This window comes from Pseudomonadales bacterium (assembly GCA_024234435.1).
Classification (GTDB): Bacteria; Pseudomonadota; Gammaproteobacteria; order Pseudomonadales; family Porticoccaceae; genus JACKOF01.
In genome coordinates this window covers 99,356-118,856 of the sequence record JACKOF010000002.1, presented here as the reverse complement: position 1 = coordinate 118,856, position 19,501 = coordinate 99,356, and the positions used below count along the sequence as shown (strand labels likewise).

The 19,501-nt window shown below is 49.5% G+C and carries 17 protein-coding genes; 7 read left to right on the top strand and 10 right to left on the bottom strand.

Annotated features, from left to right (window positions below):
* Positions 1 to 8: 8 nt before the first annotated feature.
* Both H7A02_10400 and H7A02_10395 read left to right on the top strand, forming a co-directional pair.
* Positions 9 to 2,780, top strand: a complete 2,772-nt coding sequence (locus H7A02_10400; protein ID MCP5172666.1) for a hypothetical protein — start codon at positions 9 to 11, stop codon at positions 2,778 to 2,780.
* A 96-nt stretch (positions 2,781 to 2,876) separates the two neighbouring features.
* Positions 2,877 to 3,575, top strand: a complete 699-nt coding sequence (locus H7A02_10395) for a hypothetical protein (GenBank protein MCP5172665.1) — start codon at positions 2,877 to 2,879, stop codon at positions 3,573 to 3,575.
* Positions 3,576 to 3,751: 176 nt separating this feature from the next.
* On the opposite strand, the gene H7A02_10390 is transcribed toward H7A02_10395, so the two are convergent.
* The 10 genes from H7A02_10390 to H7A02_10345 form a co-directional block, all read right to left on the bottom strand.
* Complete coding sequence (locus tag H7A02_10390; protein ID MCP5172664.1) at positions 3,752 to 4,474, bottom strand: hypothetical protein; 723 nt, start codon at positions 4,472 to 4,474, stop codon at positions 3,752 to 3,754.
* A 24-nt stretch (positions 4,475 to 4,498) separates the two neighbouring features.
* Entirely contained in the window at positions 4,499 to 5,356 is an 858-nt protein-coding gene (locus tag H7A02_10385; protein ID MCP5172663.1) for a hydrolase 1, exosortase A system-associated, read from the bottom strand.
* Positions 5,353 to 6,192: a hydrolase 2, exosortase A system-associated gene (locus H7A02_10380; protein ID MCP5172662.1), complete on the bottom strand. Its 840-nt coding sequence runs from the start codon at positions 6,190 to 6,192 to the stop codon at positions 5,353 to 5,355. The genes H7A02_10385 and H7A02_10380 overlap by 4 nt, the downstream gene beginning before the upstream one ends.
* On the bottom strand, positions 6,192 to 6,440 hold the full coding sequence (locus H7A02_10375) for an acyl carrier protein (GenBank protein MCP5172661.1): 249 nt from the start codon (positions 6,438 to 6,440) through the stop codon (positions 6,192 to 6,194). Before H7A02_10375 ends, H7A02_10380 begins: the two co-directional genes overlap by 1 nt.
* A 41-nt stretch (positions 6,441 to 6,481) precedes the next feature.
* Positions 6,482 to 7,354 carry a hypothetical protein gene (locus H7A02_10370; GenBank protein MCP5172660.1) on the bottom strand — a complete coding sequence of 291 codons (873 nt, stop codon included), beginning with the start codon at positions 7,352 to 7,354 and terminating at the stop codon, positions 6,482 to 6,484.
* A complete protein-coding gene (locus H7A02_10365) occupies positions 7,351 to 8,805 on the bottom strand; it encodes an SDR family NAD(P)-dependent oxidoreductase (protein MCP5172659.1) in 1,455 nt (484 codons plus the stop codon). Before H7A02_10365 ends, H7A02_10370 begins: the two co-directional genes overlap by 4 nt.
* Before the next feature lies 1 nt (position 8,806).
* Complete coding sequence (locus tag H7A02_10360; protein MCP5172658.1) at positions 8,807 to 10,708, bottom strand: HAD-IIIC family phosphatase; 1,902 nt, start codon at positions 10,706 to 10,708, stop codon at positions 8,807 to 8,809.
* 47 nt (positions 10,709 to 10,755) lie between these two features.
* Entirely contained in the window at positions 10,756 to 10,989 is a 234-nt protein-coding gene (locus H7A02_10355; protein ID MCP5172657.1) for an acyl carrier protein, read from the bottom strand.
* A gap of 112 nt (positions 10,990 to 11,101) precedes the next feature.
* Positions 11,102 to 12,337: a pyridoxal-dependent decarboxylase, exosortase A system-associated gene (locus tag H7A02_10350; protein MCP5172656.1), complete on the bottom strand. Its 1,236-nt coding sequence runs from the start codon at positions 12,335 to 12,337 to the stop codon at positions 11,102 to 11,104.
* A gap of 4 nt (positions 12,338 to 12,341) precedes the next feature.
* Positions 12,342 to 13,940, bottom strand: a complete 1,599-nt coding sequence (locus H7A02_10345; GenBank protein MCP5172655.1) for an acyl-CoA ligase (AMP-forming), exosortase A system-associated — start codon at positions 13,938 to 13,940, stop codon at positions 12,342 to 12,344.
* A gap of 136 nt (positions 13,941 to 14,076) precedes the next feature.
* Here H7A02_10345 and H7A02_10340 point away from each other — a divergent pair, with 136 nt between their 5' ends.
* From H7A02_10340 to H7A02_10320, 5 genes are all read left to right on the top strand, one after another.
* On the top strand, positions 14,077 to 14,868 hold the full coding sequence (locus H7A02_10340) for a trypsin-like peptidase domain-containing protein (GenBank protein ID MCP5172654.1): 792 nt from the start codon (positions 14,077 to 14,079) through the stop codon (positions 14,866 to 14,868).
* Positions 14,869 to 14,899: 31 nt separating this feature from the next.
* Positions 14,900 to 17,206, top strand: a complete 2,307-nt coding sequence (locus H7A02_10335) for a hypothetical protein (protein MCP5172653.1) — start codon at positions 14,900 to 14,902, stop codon at positions 17,204 to 17,206.
* Complete coding sequence (locus H7A02_10330) at positions 17,203 to 17,685, top strand: low molecular weight phosphotyrosine protein phosphatase (protein MCP5172652.1); 483 nt, start codon at positions 17,203 to 17,205, stop codon at positions 17,683 to 17,685. The genes H7A02_10335 and H7A02_10330 overlap by 4 nt, the downstream gene beginning before the upstream one ends.
* Before the next feature lie 123 nt (positions 17,686 to 17,808).
* Entirely contained in the window at positions 17,809 to 18,573 is a 765-nt protein-coding gene (locus H7A02_10325; GenBank protein ID MCP5172651.1) for a PEP-CTERM/exosortase system-associated acyltransferase, read from the top strand.
* A gap of 50 nt (positions 18,574 to 18,623) precedes the next feature.
* Entirely contained in the window at positions 18,624 to 19,487 is an 864-nt protein-coding gene (locus tag H7A02_10320; protein MCP5172650.1) for a ThiF family adenylyltransferase, read from the top strand.
* Positions 19,488 to 19,501: the final 14 nt, after the last annotated feature.

The window sequence follows — 19,501 nt, the reverse complement described above, 5'->3', positions numbered from 1 at the left end:
GAGTTGTAATGCTGGGTAGAATTTCGTCACAGTTAAGTTTGTATTTTATTGCTGCATGCGTGGCAGTTTTACCTTCGTTCAATGCTAATGCCGGTCATCTCCTTGTCGATGCAACGCCCGGCCAATGGTTACAAATTCCCAACAGCCGCCTGGTGGAGGTGTTGCCAGAGGAATCGTTTAAGCAACCGGTACATGGCATTGTGGGTCCCGGAGCTATTGTTGGTGCCTGGAGTGGTGGTGATTTTGACAGCAAGCGTAACCGGTTGATGATTTTTGGCGGTGGGCATGCCGATTATTGCGGCAATGAGTGGCTGGCGTTTGACCTGGATGAGCTCGGCTGGCATCTGTTGAGTGGGCCTTCGGATCTTGTCGGTTACGATGACCAGTCCGGTAAAACGCCAGATGGCAATCCCGCCTCTCGACATACCTACAATGGGCTTGCTTATATTGCGTCAAGTGATGAATTTCTGGTGCATGGCGGTTCGCTCTGTAACGGGGCAGGTTCCGCAGACAACCGCTGGTGGGTGGGCAATCCGGAAGACGGCAGCTGGGAATTTCAAGGTGGCAAGGGAACCTGGAAGCTGGGCTATTCCATGGCCTACGATGAAAAAACAGGCAATGTTTTCGAGTCGCGCAGGGGACCGTTTTACACCTATAACCCCGATACAGATCGCTGGGCTGCCCTCAATACCCGGTTTGGTGATCTGGGCCGATCAAACCTGACAGCCGCTATTGATGCCGGGCGACGTAATTTTCTGTTACTGGGGCAGAAAAGAGCGTTGGTTTACAGTCTGGAAAATTATGAAAGAACCGTCATTTCGTCTCTCGCTGACAGCAAAATTGCGGCAGCAAACTCGCCGGGCCTTGCCTTTGTCAAAGCCATTGATCGGTATGTTGCCTGGTCAGGCGGCAACCTGCTGTATTTTATCCATCCGGAAACCTGGCAAGTAAGCGTCATTGAAACCAAAGGCCTGGCACCAGCAGCTAATAAACATGGCATATATGGCCGGTTTCGGTATAGCGAAAAATACAATGGGTTTGTTTTTGTTAATGATATTAAAAACAATGTCCATTTTTTGAAAATGCCCGGTAATATTGCGGCAGCAAAACCTGAAACAGCAATAGTTTTGCCTGAAAAAAACACGTCTCTTGTGACACCGACTCCACAAATAACTTCAGTGAAAAAGCAGGATACTGCTTCAGGAGTAACCCACCATCCTGATTGGCCGATTCGTTTTGGGCATGTATGGTGTCCTAAAGAACGGAATGGTGGGGCAGGGTTTAAAAGGGTGACAGGCTATGCTGCCTTACCCAACGACCCGATTGGCGATGGTGAAAACAACTGTTATATGGAGGCGGTTGATACCTCTAACTTCTCAACAAATAATCAGCCAGTCAAAAATTGTAGCAATCTCAATCTTCAGCAATTTCCAGGGCATAGTTGTCGTGACGTAGTGACGGCACAGGACTTTAAAAAGCTTGCCGTCTATAAAAAAGTTGTTGGTGTGATTGCTGAGGATTTGGTTGTGCCCAATACCTTTCAGCCTTATGTGGGTGGACATCAGGAAAGCCTCGTGGTGATCGGCGCTTACGATTCCACAACGCGTCGCCCGGTTCTGATTAAGGATGGCAAGCCGGGTCCCGCAACCTACTTTAACTGGGGCACGAAAGCAGATGATGCAACATTAACGCTATTGAATCTGCGCTTTCACAGCTCCGGATTGTGTGTGCAACTGCCTGCTTATGCAGAGTCTACTACCCTGACAATGATGGGAATTACCGCCAAATGTCGGGGGCGCCTGTTAATGGCTGGAGTGGAAAAGCAGGATGCCACCCACAAAGCGGATAATCGAATCTATATGAAAGGTGTGATGGCCCGGGCTCGCAACAGCCACACAGTGTATATGGATCGCACCTATCTTAACTGGGTAGAAGACAGCATCATCATGGGGCCGTGGTTGCCGGGCAAACATGCGGCGAAATATACCGGCCAGAATGTGGTTGTGCGCAACAGCATACACAGTAATCAGGGTGTTCACGGCGAAGTAATAGACGATCCGGAATATTTTGATCCAGATAAAAAGCATTTTGGTAAAGGCGGGTTAGCGCCCATTTCCATGGCGTCCTGTAACCGTGCAGTGGTGGATGGCGTTACGGTTGTCAATCATGTGGCGTGGGGCAACAGCAACCCCCAGTCGATTCAATGGCAGTTCAGGGATGCGTTGGGCGCGGGCTGTGACATGCCGAGAATGTACTCTGGTCCCAGTCCGCAACAACCTTATCATGGCCCGCAGTGGTTTGAAGGCAAGTTCTATCAGGAGTCGCCGGGCTGGAATGCGAGCTTTTGGGAAAACCCCAAACCTTTGAATTCTTATGTCGTCAATAGCCAGATTATTCAAACTTCTGATGAGCGTTCCAAGGCGGGTAAATTATTTGCCTTAATGTCGGATGGCACCTACCCCTCGGTTAGAGACTCCAGTTTTGGTTTCAGACGACAGGCACCTGAAATTCCAGAAGGGTGGCAAGAGCGGCAACGTATTTATGTCAGCGGAAATTGCCTGGATAACGGTGTTAGCAAACCTTTCATGTTTCGCAATCACTCTCCTCGTGGAATGTCGACAAACGGCAAGCATCGTTACGACAACACCAACAGGTTTGTGCCTTTGGGTTCGAATTCCTGCGATAAAAAAGAGAATCCTGATGCGAGCGTTGTAGAAAAAATGAATGATTATATTGATTCGTTGCCCCAGCCACTTTGGGAGAGGTGGACGCTTAATTAGCATTATCAGCATCAGACTTGCCGCGTTTTCCGGATTGACAGATTTTATGGCGCCGCTTAGTCTTCTCGCTAACTTAACAGAAGCAAAGGATTTGCTATGGCTCAATCTACTTTGGATAAAAATTCAAGGTTTAAACATATAGCATATGCCATAACTGCTGTCCTGGTTTTAATAATCTTGTCGGGTTGCGACTTCAAAACACCAGCATCCGAACCTGCTCAATGGGCTGTGGTCGACGAATATCAGGCAACTAAAATGCTTACCGATATTGCTAAGTCCCAGAACCCTTATCCAGAGGGGCTTAAGGATGACGAAGGGCTGAACCAAGAAAGACGTGATCTGAGTAAACAGATCAATAACTTGAAACGGCAAATCAGAGCTCGTTGTACAGAAAAAAAGAGCGAGTCGAGAAAAATATCTAATTCCAAATCTGTTGGTGGTTCTGACCTGACTGTACCCCCATCTCCCACGAAACTTGCCTTCTCTACTGATCGCGTTTGCCAAAAGCAGTTGGAGGATGACCCGCTTATTCATGACCTGACAGAAAAACAGGTCGCCATTAATAAATTATTCAAGGAAAGATCATCTCATGAGCAAAAAATCAAAAAAGCTGTTAAAGCTTTACTTCATCAGTTAATCAAACAACGTTTTGAAAACGAGTACGCTTTGGTGCTTTCAAAACGGAGCAGTACCGTGCTTTACAACCGATCTCAACAGATTGTAGATGTGACTGAAAAGTTGTTGGATCATATTCGTACAACAGAAGTTGTTATTACGGTAAGGGATAGCATGTGAAACGTGCCAAAGAAAGTAGTAGTGAGTAAGTAGGGGAGTAAGTAGGGTCAGGTACAGTAAGAGTAAGTAGGGTCAGGTACGACTTTAAAGTTTGGGTGAAGCCCGCAACTATTGATTGAAATAATACGTAAATTTGTGGATAGGAAGTCGGCTTATTCTGTTGCGTGACCTTTTCGTTATCGATAGCGCTCTTTATAGTTTTTCAGATAAATAGCTGTTGCCTCCAGCTTGTCTTTCCAATTCCGAGACTTTTTGTAAAGAGGATATCGATAGACAGATGTCAGGTCTTCCATAGTCAGGTTAATATCAAGAAAACCGTTTAGCTCTTCGATGGTCTTATCTGGCGTGAGCAACAAATCTTCAAACTCGTATTTCACGAAACCACACTGGTTTTCATCGAGAAATTTCTGAAGTGAAGAGGTGATGCCGTGATTGTAGGCTTTGGTAAAACGTTTGCTTTGAATATGCCGTCTCAGGTTGCAGGATATCCAAGCCTGTTCATCATCTCTGGTGAGAATCACGAAAGCAATATTTTTTAAATCCAAAAGTTTGGCCCATACGCGAATAGTCCATGTCAGGCGCGGGTCTTTCCAGATCCAGGGTTTGTTTTGCTCGCACTTGTCGACAAACTCCTGATAGGGAGACAGGTCGATATTTTCGGCGCGTTTGGCCAGGTTTTGAATGGTTGCCAGATCGAATTCGTGCTCGTGGTCACCCGTGAAGCCTAACTCAGACATCAGCCGTTCATTCAGCTGAATAAGCTCTTTATTTTCATGTGTGTCGTAGTCAGGTTTCTTGTGGGTGTTGTCACCTTTCCAGTATCCGGCTTTGCCAATCAGTGCAGAAAAAACGGAGCTGCCGGTCCAGCCGTGGGTGAGGATGATGACGTTTTTTTTCATAGTCGCAGTTCCGTGGGTGCGTTCTTATTGGCTAGCCAATAGCCAGGTTTCTGTGTGCTGAAAGAGCTCTACCCGCCACTCTGTGCGCGAGAAGGTGTGGTCAGCATCGGCCATATCGTGAAAGGTGGATTTTTCATTGATGCCTGATTTTTTCCATAAATCAGAGGTGGCCATAAAGTCTTTGAATTCCTGGGCAATATAGTCGTTGCCGCTGGTGAGAATATAGGTGTTGCCTGCAAAAAGGTGCAGGCTTTTGGTCAGGCGCTCGGGAAGAGGTAACTCTTTCAGGTTTTCCTGTGGTTTTTCCGCGGACTGTTTTTGTTTTCTGGCTTCAGAGTGCAGCTTCAAATAAGCTTCTGCAGATTTCAAAAACGAGAACTCACCGGAGCGTAATTTTTTCCAGAATTTTGGATCCCGCAAGCGCTTGCGGTAGTAGTGTTTGAGGTAGGTCTTCGCCTGACCTGCTTCGGTTCGTATCCAGGGGTTGACCAGAAAAAGGCCGCTGACCCTGTCGTCATTATAGGCATAGAAAGCGGCGGCAGAAGCGGATTCACACTCGCCCCATAAGGCAATTTTTTCCAGATGCGGATATTCTTTTAATAGTGTGTCAATGGCGGCCTGAATATCCTTGTCCATGTCGACAAAGCCGCGGTAATCGCCGCTGCTGTCGCCGGTTCCGCGATGGTCAAACCGAAGGGTGGGAATCCCCTTGCTGGCCAGCTGGCGGCCAAGGGTGACGAATTGCCGGTGGGCACCAACCCGGTATTGCGGACCACCGGCAACGATAATAATAACCCCTGTGTTTACGGGTTCATCCGGTTGGTGAATGATGCCTATCAGCGGGTCGTTACCGCAGCTGAAGACAACCGCCTTTTCGTTCATGGCGCTTCACCTCCGATTACTGCGGCGAGTGTAGCAGGAACAAGATCGGGCGCCAGGGTGCGTTCATGTGCCTGCCAAAAAGCGGGGCCAACAATATTCTGGTGGTTGATCTGGACACCTTTGCTGCGCCATTTTTCTATGGTCTGCAGGTCTGCTCGTGGCGCTTTTTTGTCAGCACTGGGCAATACGGTAAACCAAGAGACAGACGCTGGAATTGCATCGAAATGGTGGTTGATATGTGCTTGCTGAATACCCTTGAAAAGGCCCGGGGAGACATCATAGCCGGCAATCTGAATGCTGCTACCCTGATTGATTTCGTCTTCCAGTTGAGCGGTAGTAATGCCGTCTTCACCTCGTGCCATGGCTGCGGCAATTTTGAGCCGCAGAAACTGGGTCAGAGTCGCCTTGCCGTTGTATACCGGCTGCCACAGAAGCAGGTGGGAGACATTATTTACCGAAGGCATTGCCGCCAGCGCCAGTAACGCGCCCAGGCGGATGCCGAGTAGCGAAATTTTGTTGTAGCCCAGTTCTGCGGCATAGTGGATTGCGGTGATACTGTCAGAGACCCAGCCGTTCCAGTCAGCGTCGGCAAATTCACCAGCGCTGTCGCCGGTGCCATAGGGGTCTACGCAAATCAGGCCATAACCTTGTTTGTTAAGAGCCTGTGCAAGCATGTTTTGCATATAGCGGCAACGGTTCATTTCTTCGGCAAATGCGGAAAGAACGACCACGCACTCATTGCGGTCTGCCTTTATAACCGGTTCATGGTGTATGGCAAAGAGAGGGCCCTTTTCACCTTCAATAAAGCCGGGTTTGAGGAAGAACGGTTGGTTCATCAGGCGAGTTTTTGTTCGACAGTTTTGGTTAGGCTACCGATAGTGGCGAACACGTCGGCATTGAGTTCGTCGTCGTCAAACGTGCAGCCAAACTCGTCTTCCAGTGCGGTGACCAGTGAGACAACAGCCACGGAGTCGAATTCGGGGATTGCGCCGAGCAATGCGGTGTTTTCATCAAAACCGTCTGCCTGGTCGTCAAGCATTAAAACTTCAGCAACAATCTGAGTTATATCTTCCAGCAAGTTCATAGTTTGATTCCGTTATAGGTACGACTTGTTTGCCGTGCATTTTAAAGATTCATTACCGTAAGTTCACTATAAATGTATTCAATGTCTGCAGGCCCGGCGGTGTTGCTAAGGTAAAAACGGGCTGGCCCATCAAGTGTTTTAAACGATAGCCTGGGTGGGTTTTCAAGAAACCGCGCGTCAATACGGGTAACCAAAAGCCCTTTCTTGAACAACAGGTGATTTTTTACAGCGCCCCAGCAACGGCTGAACAGAGATTTATTGCTGATGTAAGTGATGTTGGCGCAGGGCATTTTTTTGTATTTGCCCGGTTTGTAAAAAACCAGGCAATATTCGTCACCCGAGCGGAACGCAAAACTGTGCACCCAGGGATAAGGCTGGTGATCTTCGGCGCATTTGGCGAGTGTTGGTGGCAGATACTGAGTCAGGTCGTGGGTGAAAATTTCATCTTTTTTGAAACGCTTTGGGCTGGGGGTGTGTGGCAATACCAGCTTCGAGCGATCGAGGGGTTTGAACCCCAGGTAGCTGAATATCTGCTCGCCTTCCTTGTTGGGTGAGAACATGGTGAAGTGGTAGCCCTCCTGCCGGATAACCGAGAGCACCAGGGGTACGCTTTTACTGCGATACGGTTCCAGCACACACCAAGTGTGCGGATTGCAAAATTTTTCTGTGCGGCCTTCAATATTTTGCAGGGAATAGATGGCGCACAGTACGCCGACAATCTGACCTTCTGCTTGCAGCATAAAGCCATGATTGGGTGCGTCTTCCAGCCAGCAGGCGCGCAATCCGTTCGCCCACGCTTCGACAGAGAATGTGCTGTTCATATGTCTGTTTAAAAAAACTGCGACATCGGGGATATTTTCTTCGCCAATGGGAAGAAGGTTCGGGCTGACAGTTTTTTCTGCAGGCTGATTCATAATGACAACGACAATAAAGTGTTGAGTAATACGGTGGTGGCTTCCATCGGGTCCGCAGACATGGCGCCACTGGTCTGATCCGTTTGTAGCCTCGGCAATCTTGGTCTGAACGCGGACCACCTGGGAGCAGCAAGCGGAATCTGTTGTGCAAAAGTTTCGGCGGCGGCTTTAGCAGCACAATACTCTCCAAACCCCTTAATGGGTTCCGAGAGAAAAACGGTGGAAGGGATAAAAATATTCAGCGCCGATTTTTTGTAGTCGGCACTTTCTACAAAAGGGGATAACAGATCTTTGAGACCAGTAACGTAATAGCGGTAATAGTGGTTAAACAGGCTGTCGTCCCACAGCAGGTGATCGCTTTTGCTGATAACCGGTGATGCCAGGTAATAGATGTGGCTGATGGGCTCTTCGGTGAAGCTGTGGGCGATGTGGACGTCAGGCTTCAAAATATTGTATTGGGCGGTCTGACAGTAGCCGCTGCCTGCGTTAATATCATTGGCGACACGTTCGGCATCCTGTTGGCCGCTGGCGTAGGTGATAATAGTTTTAGCGCCGCCTGCCGCCAGTATTTTTGCAGTGATCTCTCCCAGGCCCCGAGAGCCGCCAATAATCAGTGCACGTTGGGCAGCAAATTCGTTGCCGGTCAGCAAGGGTTTTATTTGCTTGAAAGAAGGTTGAACGACCGGTGGTGCGCGGTAGAAGGTTTCAATCTGACCGGAGGCTATGTCGTTTTCGGTATCAATCAACAATCGGTTAAAACGCTCGTCGCTGTCGCTGACCCGGTAGCTCAGTGGGCCGGGCTGGGCAATTAACGTTGCATTGAATGATAGATTCAAGCCGCCGTAAACAGAGTTCAGCCCCGGACACTTCATACCCACAATAACGGTGGTTGCCAGCAGCGTAGCGATCTGGCTTGCAGGCAAAACATTTGTTGCATTGGGAAACAGCTCTTCGGCGAGGCGTTGATTCCAGTTAAAGGGAATCTTGCCTTCGGCAGTGGCGGCCTCCACAAAAGTGTAGTTGTTGATTGAAATCGGAGAGCTGTTTTCCGAAAGGCTTTTGACCGTCGCTTTGCCGCTGTCATGGATGGATTGCAGTTCAAAGCTGATGATCTGCGCGCGTTTGCCGTTTTTGCTCAGTTCCAGCCGATGCGATTTTTCATTGATGCTGTGAAACACTTCCACATCATCATCGTGATGCAGCGGCTTGTTGAACTGAATTTTGATCGATGCCAGTGCTAGGGTGTTGCCACTGGCAGGCTGGGCACCGAAAAAAACATCCAGCGCTTTTAATGCAGCACAGATACCATGCACAACGGTGGTGCCAAATTGATAACGACGGGCGGCAATTGGGTCCACATGCAGAGGGTTACTGTCGCCAGACAGTTCTGCAAATGCATGGGTAAACGCCTGTGATATCGAGAACGCACCAATCCGCTTTTTTTCTGGCACGTCAGGCCCCGACCATTTCAGGTGATTGTCTTGTGACGGACATGGGGGGTGTTTTGGCTTGATAATCGTTGATGTTCAGTTCCCATGTGTCGGTGCCATCAGTGCTGTCAATGAGAGAAAAACCCAGATTTTGGTAGTGTTCTTTTACCAGGGGGTTTTTGGACGTAGGAAGGTAGACACCACGGATGGTTGTGATGCCCTCAGCTTTTGCTGCGGCGACCAGTTCGTCACAAAGTGCATCTTCAACGCGGCGTTTAATTACCCGGCAACTCATGAGCCAAGTGTCAACAATCAGACAGTCCTGCTCTTTCTTGGCGATCAGCACACTGATCATGCCGTTGTCACCAAATTTGTCGGAAAGTCGAACCTGCCGGGTGATGTATTGCGGGTTTACTTCAAACTGTTCCACTTCTGCTTCGGTATAGCGTCGGGTTGTCAGGTTAAACTGATTGGTTTTGTTGATCAGCTGTGTGATGCGTTTGCGTCCGCTGGCATCAAAGGCTTTGAACTCAATGGCCATATCCAGGCTGGCCAGGTAGTCGTCGATATTCCCGGAAGACTCCATAGCCTTCTGACGTATAGCATTGGCGCGGTACTGCTCGCTTCGCTGGGCATCGTCAGTGGTAAAGCTGATTAAATCAAAGTAGCCTGCCGCAGCCAGTGTGCGTGGAATCAACGCTGCATCATCGGGTAATTCGGGAACTGAAACTTCGGGTAATACCGTCCGGACAATATCGCGTTCCATTGGGTTATCATCCAGAAACACCAGTGCATCGGTGCCAATATTGAGTGTACGGGCAATATGCTGAATATTGCTGGCTTTGTCATTCCAGTTGGCAACGAATACAGCGATGTCCTCTTCTTGCAACACCATATCGGGATGTTCCCGGAATGGTTGCAGGGCGATGGCTTCTTCATTTTTTGAGCAAATCGCAAGAATAATGCCGTGATTTTTCAGCTCTTTTGCATACCGCTGTATGGCCTGATGAGCTTCTCCCACAGGATGACCCTGGCCGATATGTATGCCATCCATGCCATCGTCACCAATCACGCCACCCCAAAGTGTGTTATCCAGATCGAGAATAAGGCATTTTTTGCTTTTGCCGCGCATGGCAGCCAGGGTGCGGGCAACATGATCACAGTATAGGGGGATGAATTCGTTAGCCATGGCAATGCGAGACATTAACCATTGCCGCTCATCAAACCATTGACCGGTTCCGACGCGGCTGGCAAGTGAAGCTATATCGAGCATGATGTCCGTGCTGTCGGCGACAATATCGCAAAGTTGGCTGTTGAAATCCCGGATTTCTTTTTGCAACAGCCCTGCCAGTTGCGTATCAAGCCCTCCCAGTAACGGAAAGGGTGGGCATGCCAGCGTTTGCACTATGCAGGGAGCACCACTGTGCCGTGCAAACCCCGAACGCAGTTGGTTCAGGTGTTCGACGGCATCTGCTGCGGTGGTATCGGGTGTAGTGCTGGCAAGGGTGTCAGTAGCGAAAGGGTAGCCCCGATGGTCCAGTGCGATCAATATGGCATCGACATCGGCACTATTGATCAAGGATTCAGGGTTTAATGCTTCTTGCATAATCTGGTCAAAATCGGCTAACACAACATCAAGTAAAATACCGTGGCGAAGCGCTGAGGCTCGTAGCGCCGGTACAAACAGGTTAAACGTGGCATTGCTGACGATACCGAGCTTGAAGTGTGTCAGTGGCGATTTGGTGGCCTGTTGTTGATCATGGCTTTTGTCCAGAGCTTTGATCAGTCGGTTGCACTGGTTCAATGAAAGCGATGTGGCTGCCAGTTGGCAGGCCCGGTCCAGGCTGTTATCAGCAGAGAGCATTTGCGCGCATTGCTCGTTAAAATTTTCAGGAGCAGGCAGTAGCCAGGGCAGGTCATTCATGCGGGATTCTCAGCAACTATCGAGGCGAATAATCACAAGAGGAGCGGTCAATTCAGTTTTTCTGAAATGACAGCGGAAATAGCGGCAACACCTGTGAGCTTTTCCATCTCATCAAGAGCAAACTTGATGCCGAACTCCTGCTCGATAGCCATCAGTAGTCGAACCTGATTGAGGCTGTCCCACTCCTCAATATCCTCCTGAGTGGTCTCTTCAGAAAACTGGTAGGAATCGTCGGTAAAGGTGTCTTCAAAAACAAGCGCGAGGCGCTCCAGTGTATCCATGCTGTTTGCCAATTTAAAATTCAGTAAATGTTTTCAGGGGTTATTTATGCAGAGGCCAGTATATACATTTCAGGGTGAAAATCATCTGCCGGTCGGTCGCAAAAAATGACCCTTAAACCAGTATTTGCCGGGCTTCCGGGTGGCTCAGAAAATCTCTGGGGCTGGCGGTGAAGCCATAGGCGCCGGATTGAAACACCACCACCAGGTCTCCGGTTTTCAAAAGTGGCAGTTCATATTTGTTGGCCAGAATATCCAGTGGTGTACACAGTGGCCCGACAATATTGACTGCCGCTGTGTCTTCGCTGACCACATTATTGCCAATGCAGACCGGGTAGTTTTTGCGAATGACTTGGCCAAAATTGCCGGATAGTGACAGGTGGTGGTGTAAGCCACCATTGGCAATGGCGAAGGTTTCTCCACGGGATTCCTTAACATCGATAATTTCGCACACGTACACACCTGCCTCGCCAATGAGGTAACGGCCCAGTTCAATCACTATTTCTGCTTCGGGCAGTTTCGGTTGGTATTCTTTCAGCAGTATTTCAAGGTTGTCGGCGATGGGTTGCAAGTCCAGACGCTGTTCGCCGGGGAAGTAAGGGATGCCGAAACCTCCGCCGATATTTAGCCATCTAACGGGTGAAGGCGCATGTTCTGCGAGCTGTATTGCCAGTTGAAACGTTTTTGTTTGCGCTTCGATAATGGCGTCGGGTTTGAGGTTCTGAGAACCACTAAAAATATGAAAACCGACAAACTCAAATGGTAGTTCACCGATGCGTTTGAGCATTTCGGGTACGCGCTCGGCATCAACACCAAATGGTTTCGGGCCGCCCGCCATTTTCATGCCGGAGGTTTTGAGCTCAAAGTCCGGGTTTACACGCACAGATACGACAGGGTTGAGGTCGTGGGTGCTGGCAATTATGGACAGCCGCTCCATTTCACCTTCCGATTCGAGGTTGATGATAATGCCCGCTCTGGCAGCGGCTTCGAGCTCTTCATTTGATTTTCCCGGGCCGGCGAAGCTGATCTCTTTGGGGTTGATGCCTGTGGCTAACGCGACTTTTAGTTCGCCCCCCGAAGCGACATCCAGCCCATCTGTAATCGTTGAAAAATGGTTAACCACATCGGGCATGGGGTTGGCTTTCATGGCGTAGTGAAGGCTGATTCCTGAGGGCAAAATGCGTCGAAGTTCGGCAACACGGTCTGTCATCAATTGACGGTCGTAAGCATAGAAGGGTGTCTGGCCTACTTTCGCAGCCAGGTCCGTGACCGGCATGCCGCCTATTTGAAGACAGTTGTTGACGACGGGAAATTGCGCCATATCCGTATGCTGGGGTTGAGGTTTGCTCACCGGTTTACTCCTGTCCGTTATCCTGAAAAATGTTTTGGTGTTGAATGGAAAGCATTTTTCGGTCTATTTTGCCATTTTGATTATGGGGTAATTCGCTTTCAACAATAACGGCCTGAGGCACCATAAAGCCGGGTAGTTCTTTTTTACAGTGTGTAAGAATAGTTTTTTCCAAACTCTCAACGTTACTGTCTGTTGGGCTGGCAACGATCAGAATAGCCTGCCCGAGAGTGGGGTGGGGTAAACCCAGCGCAGCCACCTCTTTTATTGCTTTCAGGTTATAAATAACCTCTTCCACTTCAGACGGGCTGACCCTGTAGCCGGAGGTTTTGATCATTTCGTCCATGCGACTGATAAAGTAGAGGAAGCCTTCCTCGTCTTTCTTTACCTGATCGCCGGACCATACGGCAATTTCAGTAATGGGAATATCTGTTGGCCTGCCAGGGGAAGGCTTAAATCGTTCGGCAGTTTTCGCCTGGTCGCCCCAGTAACCCATTGCTACCAATGAGCCACGGTGTACCAGTTCTCCTGGTTCGTGAGGGTCACACTCCGTGCCATCGGGGCGCACCACCATGACTTCGGCATTGGGAATTGCCTTGCCCATGGAGTCGGGGCGGATGTCGATCTGTTCCGGTGGCAGAAACGTGGAGCGAAAAGCCTCGGTCAGTCCGTACATCAGGAACACGTTTGTTTTTGGTAGCGCTTTCCGCAATCTGGCGGTCGTTGCTTGTGGCATGGCTCCGCCACTATTGGTGATGTAACGCAAAGTTTCAGCAGCAGCTTGGGGCCATTCCAGTTGCGCCAGCTGGTTCCAGAGTGGTGGTACGGCAGCCAGGCCGGTGATCTGGTATTTTTCGATTGCCCTGACCACATCCCTTGGCAACAGATAATCCATTAGCGTGACTGAAGCGCCTACCGAAAAAGCCGTTGTCATCTGACTGAAGCCGTAATCAAAGCTGAAGGGCAGTGCGGCCAGCAAGCGGTCTTCGGCAGTGTTGTTCAGGTAGGAGGCGACGCTGTGCGCGCCGGTGACCATGTTCTTGTGTGAGAGCACAACGCCTTTGGGGTTGCCGGTACTGCCAGAGGTATAAAGAATGGCAGCCATATCCGCATCGATGCGGGTGTGATGGTTCTGTTCGCTGCCGGTCGTTGTGAAAGACGTCCAGTTAAGCGTTTCATAGTGTGATTGTTGCCCTGTAGCAGGCCGTTCGTCTTCCACAACAATAACGGTTGTCAGATCCGGGCAGCTGTCCAGCACGTCGCCTAAAATGCCGAGTCGCTGGGCCGAGGTAATCAGTACTTTAACGTTGCAGTCCTGAAGAATATAGGCAACCTGAGCAGGTTTGAGCAATGGATTTACGGGCACAAAAACACCGCCTGCGGCGGCAGCACCAAACAGACTGAAAACATTTTCAGGCAGTTTGGGCAGATAAGTGGCGACCCGGTCATTGGGGCAAATACCCAGTGACCGCAACCCTGCGGCGGCATGGGTTATTTGACGATCCAGCTCTGCATAATTGAATTGCTGGTCTTTAAAAAACATGGCTCGGGCTTCAGGCGATTTTTTTGCCTGTTTGCTGATAAGCTGGTGGAGAAGTTCTGTCATGATTGCCACTGTTCCAATGTTAGCTTCGCCGGGAATAGCTCTTGAGTGGCGGGATTATAGCGATTTTTGTCAATACCGCGTAACCTGTCGGCTGTAGGCTTTTACCGTTGATCAGATTTGGGTGTGTTGATTGAAAATGAATCGAAAAACGATTGTTTCCCTGTTGCTCGTGGCTCTTTTGATTGCCGTGGAAGCGGTGGCAGAGTTGCCAGACACTATTGACAAAATCAGAGGCAGTGTTGTGGGTATTGGCACGGTGTTTCCTTCGGCCAAGCATCGGGATGCCGCTTCGCCCCCCATGACATTCCGGGGCACAGGTTTTGCGGTGGGCAATGGCCGTCAGGTGGTCACCAATTACCATGTTATTGAAAAAGTGGTTGATGTTGAGAAAGGGGAGTTACTGTCGATTTTCAGTGGCCGTGGCAGTAACGCAAAAGTGCACACCGCAAAAATTGTGAAAGTGGATGAAGCGCACGACTTGGCGTTACTGCAATTTGTCGGCCCTGCGTTACCGGTTTTCAAGCTGGCGGAATCGCGGTTTTTGCGAGAGGGCGAAGAAATAGCCTTTACCGGCTTTCCAATCGGGCTGGTACTGGGCTTGTATCCGGTTACCCATAAGGGCATTGTGTCGGTGGTGACGCCGATAGTGATGCCTGCGCTGTCTTCAAAACATCTGACCGCTGCGCAGATTAAGCGTGCAAGAGAGCGGTTTAATGTCTACCAGCTGGATGCTACCGGTTATCCGGGCAATAGTGGCAGTCCGGTTTACGATGTGGAAACCGGTGAAGTGGTTGCGGTGATTAATAGCGTATTTGTGAAAGAGTCAAAAGAGGCCATGTTGAGTAACCCTTCCGATATCAGCTATGCCATTCCGGTAAAGTATGTCCGGGAACTGCTGGGCTCTTCTGCAACCGAAAGTCCGAATTAACAGGCCTGGATTAAAGGCAGGTAGCCGCATAATGCTGGATAGTTTTTCTGCGACTGGTAATTTTAAATCTACCAGACTTTTCGGAATGATCGCAGGGTTAATTCTGCTGTCCATTTCTCTGAAGCCGTTTTTTTCTTTCCCTGATTTTGGCGGCTGGATCATTGCCTCCGGTTTAAGTTATTTTTTGTTGCTGTTTTATTTGCCTCGCCTTTGGTTGGTGGTTTTGCCTCTGGTGACGGTCTGTTTTGATCTGACGACCTACACGGGCAGGTTTCTTTTTAACGAGCTGGATCTGGTTTTTCTGGCCACCATTGCCTTTGCCTGGTGTTCAGGTTGTTTTTCTTTTTTCCGTGCTTCCAGAAAGTTGCCTTTGCTGTTAACAGTCAGTTATCTGTTTGTTGTGTTATCCGGGTTTTCTGCCTGGCCGTCATTTCTGTTTCCGCCGGAAGCTGTATCCGGCAACCCTTATTATTTGCCGGAGTATGGTTACAAAGTGGTTAAAGGCCTGCTCTGGGGGCTTTTCCTGACACCGCTGTTGCTGAACAACTTTTCCAGTGACAGGGAGAAAACGCTACAGTGGATGCTGGCCGGTTTTTGTAGTGCAGCCATCGTGCTTGGCGGTGTAATCTTCTGGGAAAGAGGCATTTTTAGTGTGCTGTTTTCAGGCAGCCACTGGTATCAGTTGGCCGGGGCTGTGTTTGATCTTGCTTCCTCGTATCGGACAACCGGTATTTTTTCTGATATGCATACGGGAGGGGAGGTGATAGACGGTGTTATTTTACTGCTTCTGCCTGCTACCCTTTGCGGGGGTTTTTATCAGGGAAAGGTCTGGTTAAGAGTTATTGCAGTTGTTGCATTCGGCGCGCTTGCTTACTGTACTGTTGTGGGCTTTACACGGGCGACCTATGCCGCTTTTTTCTTTTCATCGGTGTTGTTTTTCGGCCTTTTTTGGCTTCACCACAAGCGGACGACTTCCCATGGTGAGAGGTTTCCGTCAGGATTGCTGGGTGTTGTGCTTGCATTGGCAATGGTGGCAGCATTTGTCGCTTTTAAATTTGCCGGCAGCCTGGGGTTGGTCTGTTTTGTCGGGTTGATTCTGTCGGGCATTCCATATTACTGGTTATTATCGAAGCAGCTTCTGGTTGCAAGGCTTACCCTGTTCGTGGGTGTTATTTTTATGGCATTGGCGGTGAAAGCGCATTTGCAAAGCAGCTGGGTTAGCTCTTCTGTGTTCAAGGCAGTTGTGATTGTCCTTGTCTTCGCCGTTGCCTACGGAATGCTGCTGCTGTTGTCTTCTCGTATGGTCAATCAGAGTCGTTTTAACGGTGTGATTCTAATCGTGTTTCTGGCCTTGTTTCCTGCTGTTTTTGCCATTGCGCTGGGCGGTTATAAGTTTAATGAGCGGATGGGAGAGGTAGGTAGAGATTTCGACAAGCGCCTTGTGCATTGGGAGAAGGTGGTTGAAAGCTCCGGTTCGGGTGTGTTTGTCGGATTGCTGGGGAATGGTGTCGGCTCTTTTCCGGCGAACTATTTGTATCAATACCCGGAAGCCTTAGCCGATGTGGGCAGTTTTGCTGTTGAAGGTGCTGACGGTAGGCGGTATATCGCGATTGGGCCGGGAGAAGATCTTGCGTTTGGCCAGAGAATTCCGTTGGTACCCGGAACTGAATACAAAGTTTCCATGCAGGTGAAAGCAGCCGGAAAAGGAAAAATTGCGGTCTTTGTTTGTGAGCGCAATCTGATTTTTGCCAATAATTTTCACCCGAATTGCAAGACGACCCTGATTCGCTTCACAGATACAGCTGGCCAGTTCAGGCAATTTTCGGCCACTGTGAACTCTGGAAAAGTGGGTTTGAAGCCCTCCCTGCAGCGGTGGCCAACAACGTTATATCTGAAAAATTTCACCAAACAGCGGGTGAATATTGATGAAATAGTCTTTTCCGCAGGTGGTGAGAATGTGTTGAAAAACGCTTCTTTTGAGCAGGGGGCGGATAGCTGGTTTTTCTTTAACGACTACGCCCACCTTCCCTGGCATATAAAAAACACCTTTCTGCAGGCATGGTATGACACTGGCTGGCTTGGGTTGCTGTTACTGCTGGCGCTGGTTGCGCTGTTGGCAAAGCGTGCTGTTTCCTCAAGTGATCATGCTGCTTATCTCGCGTTGTGCTGTGTGGGGGTATCAGGTATCGGAGTGTTTGGTCTGTTTGGTTCGCCCCTCGACTCGGCGCGAGTCAGCTGGATGTTTTATTTGTTTTTGTTTTCGGCAATTCTGTTGCCTAGGGACCCCGTCTCTGTGAATCGAAACGCTGCTATTAATAATGAGGTCATCAACGGGTGAAGAAAGTATTGGTGCTGATGGTTTGCCGCCACAATATCTGTCGTTCGCCTATGGCTGAAGGTATTCTGCGGAATCACTTGAAACAGGCGGGGTTACACAAGAAGGTAAAAGTTAATTCAGCGGGAACACACGGTGACGGTGAGGGGCATCGTGTTGACGAGCGAGCCAGGAAAGTGGCGATATCACAGGGCGTAGATTTAAAAAAGCACCGCTCCCGGAGAATCAACCTCAAGGATTTCGAGAAGTTTGATCGCATTTATGCCATGGATCAGGCAAATTATGTTGACTTGCAGGGGATGTGCCCACCGGAGTTCTGTCATAAACTGAAACTGGTTATGAGCTGTGCTGATAATGCTATGTATCCGGAGGTGCCGGACCCTTATTATGGTGGCCTTGGCGGGTTTCAGGAGGTTTTTGTTTTACTGGACAACGCGATGTCAGGATTGATAAATCAGCTGCTGTATGATTTGGACAGTTGAAGCGGGAGTTTTGAAAAGCGTAAGAAACGGAATGACAGGCTATAGTCCGTCGATGGTTCATTATTATTGATGGTTTCAGGTAGCTTTAAAAATATAAAGGGCAGGCAGACGGTAGGAAAGACTATGAGGGAAGAGGCGGACTCATTAATAGAAAGCTTCCGACGTTATTTCAAGGTTGGGTTAGCGATAAGCCCCGAGCAGAAGCAGGACGTGTATGGTATTCGTTACCGGGTTTACTGCGAGGAGTTTCAGTATGAAGATGCTGATCAGTTTCCAGACAACATGGAATATGACGTTTTTGATGAACATGCGCTGCACGGGCTGATTACCCATATCGGTACAGGGCGACCTGCCGGGTGTGTGCGTCTGGTACCCGGCACAAAAGGTGTGGGGGTGAGCAATTTGCCGCTGGAAACCTACTGTGCAGACAGCCTGAATAAAGGGTTTATTGAGGGGCTGAAAGCTGAACGATCCAGTATGTGTGAAATTTCACGACTGGCTGTTGATGGCGCATTCCGTCGGCGTGCGGGGGAGGCGATTACCCGGTTTGGTGAGGTGGACGCCATTGACTGCTCGCTGCATGAACGGCGTACATTTTCCTTTATTTCTGTAGCGGCATTTCTGGCCGCAACTGCCATGAGTGAATTGTCTGGCTGCACGAATGTGTTCGCCATGATGGAACCTTTCCTGCCGCGATTGCTGAAACGCTCTGGCATTGATTTTCTCAAGGTGGGCTGTGATATTGACTATCACGGTATCAGGGCACCCTATTTTTCCACACTGGAGTCGGCGCTGAGGAGCATGGAGCCGGGGATGAGAGAGCTTTATGAACCGATATATGACGATATGGAAGCAGAGTATCAGCTTATCACTTCCGGTTCAGAATGATGGTGTGCGTCTGATGCAACCGCGCGATAATTCTTTTGGAGAAGGCTCTGATGGCAAGCGGTTTTAATTATCAGGAAGCCTTTTCCCGCAACCTTGGCTGGGTAACCGAGGCGGAACAGGCGTTGCTCTCTCAAAAGTGTGTGGCCATTGCCGGAATGGGAGGGGTTGGTGGCGGGCATCTGTTAACGCTTGCCCGGCTGGGTGTCGGGCGATTCCGAATTTCTGATTTTGATCAGTTCGAGCTGGCCAATTTTAATCGTCAGGCAGGTGCTTCAGTCAGCCATTTGAATAGAGACAAGGTTGATGTGCTGGCTGAAATGGTGCTGGATATTAATCCGTCGCTTGACCTGGAAAAATACCCTGAAGGCGTGAACGAAAGCAATCTTGACCGTTTTCTGGAAGGGGTTGATCTTTATGTGGATTCTCTGGACTTCTTTGCCCTTGATGCGCGCAAGGCGATTTTTGCTGCCTGTGCGCGTAAGGGCATTCCTGCGATTACTGCTGCGCCGCTGGGCATGGGGGTGGCATTTTTGTATTTCATGCCAGGCCGGATGACCTTTGAGCAATATTTTCGGTTGGAAGGGCAACCCGAGCAGGAGCAACTGGTGCGATTTTTAATGGGATTGTCTCCGGCAATGCTACAGATCCCTTATCTGGTTGACACTAGCAGGGTGGATTTCGCCAGACAAAAAGGGCCGTCGACGATAATGGCCTGCGAGTTGTGCGCGGGTATGGCCGCAACACAGGCGCTGAAAATTTTGCTTGAACGGGGTGAAGTGGATTGTGCTCCCAGGGGAATCCATTTTGATGCATATCGCAATAAGCTGAAAACCACTTGGCGGCCCTGGGGAAATAATAACCCGCTCCAGCGGTTGGGTATAAGAATTGCCAGAAAAAGGGTGTTTAAAAAATAGCCGCATTTCCCATG

Coding starts and splice junctions, on each gene's coding strand:
- H7A02_10400 (MCP5172666.1), top strand. CDS start 9: ATGCTGGGTAGAATTTCGTCACAGTTAAGTTTGTATTTTATTGCTGCA.
- H7A02_10395 (MCP5172665.1), top strand. CDS start 2,877: ATGGCTCAATCTACTTTGGATAAAAATTCAAGGTTTAAACATATAGCA.
- H7A02_10390 (MCP5172664.1), bottom strand. CDS start 4,474: ATGAAAAAAAACGTCATCATCCTCACCCACGGCTGGACCGGCAGCTCC.
- H7A02_10385 (MCP5172663.1), bottom strand. CDS start 5,356: ATGAACGAAAAGGCGGTTGTCTTCAGCTGCGGTAACGACCCGCTGATA.
- H7A02_10380 (MCP5172662.1), bottom strand. CDS start 6,192: ATGAACCAACCGTTCTTCCTCAAACCCGGCTTTATTGAAGGTGAAAAG.
- H7A02_10375 (MCP5172661.1), bottom strand. CDS start 6,440: ATGAACTTGCTGGAAGATATAACTCAGATTGTTGCTGAAGTTTTAATG.
- H7A02_10370 (MCP5172660.1), bottom strand. CDS start 7,354: ATGAATCAGCCTGCAGAAAAAACTGTCAGCCCGAACCTTCTTCCCATT.
- H7A02_10360 (MCP5172658.1), bottom strand. CDS start 10,708: ATGAATGACCTGCCCTGGCTACTGCCTGCTCCTGAAAATTTTAACGAG.
- H7A02_10355 (MCP5172657.1), bottom strand. CDS start 10,989: ATGGATACACTGGAGCGCCTCGCGCTTGTTTTTGAAGACACCTTTACC.
- H7A02_10345 (MCP5172655.1), bottom strand. CDS start 13,940: ATGACAGAACTTCTCCACCAGCTTATCAGCAAACAGGCAAAAAAATCG.
- H7A02_10340 (MCP5172654.1), top strand. CDS start 14,077: ATGAATCGAAAAACGATTGTTTCCCTGTTGCTCGTGGCTCTTTTGATT.
- H7A02_10335 (MCP5172653.1), top strand. CDS start 14,900: ATGCTGGATAGTTTTTCTGCGACTGGTAATTTTAAATCTACCAGACTT.
- H7A02_10325 (MCP5172651.1), top strand. CDS start 17,809: ATGAGGGAAGAGGCGGACTCATTAATAGAAAGCTTCCGACGTTATTTC.
- H7A02_10320 (MCP5172650.1), top strand. CDS start 18,624: ATGGCAAGCGGTTTTAATTATCAGGAAGCCTTTTCCCGCAACCTTGGC.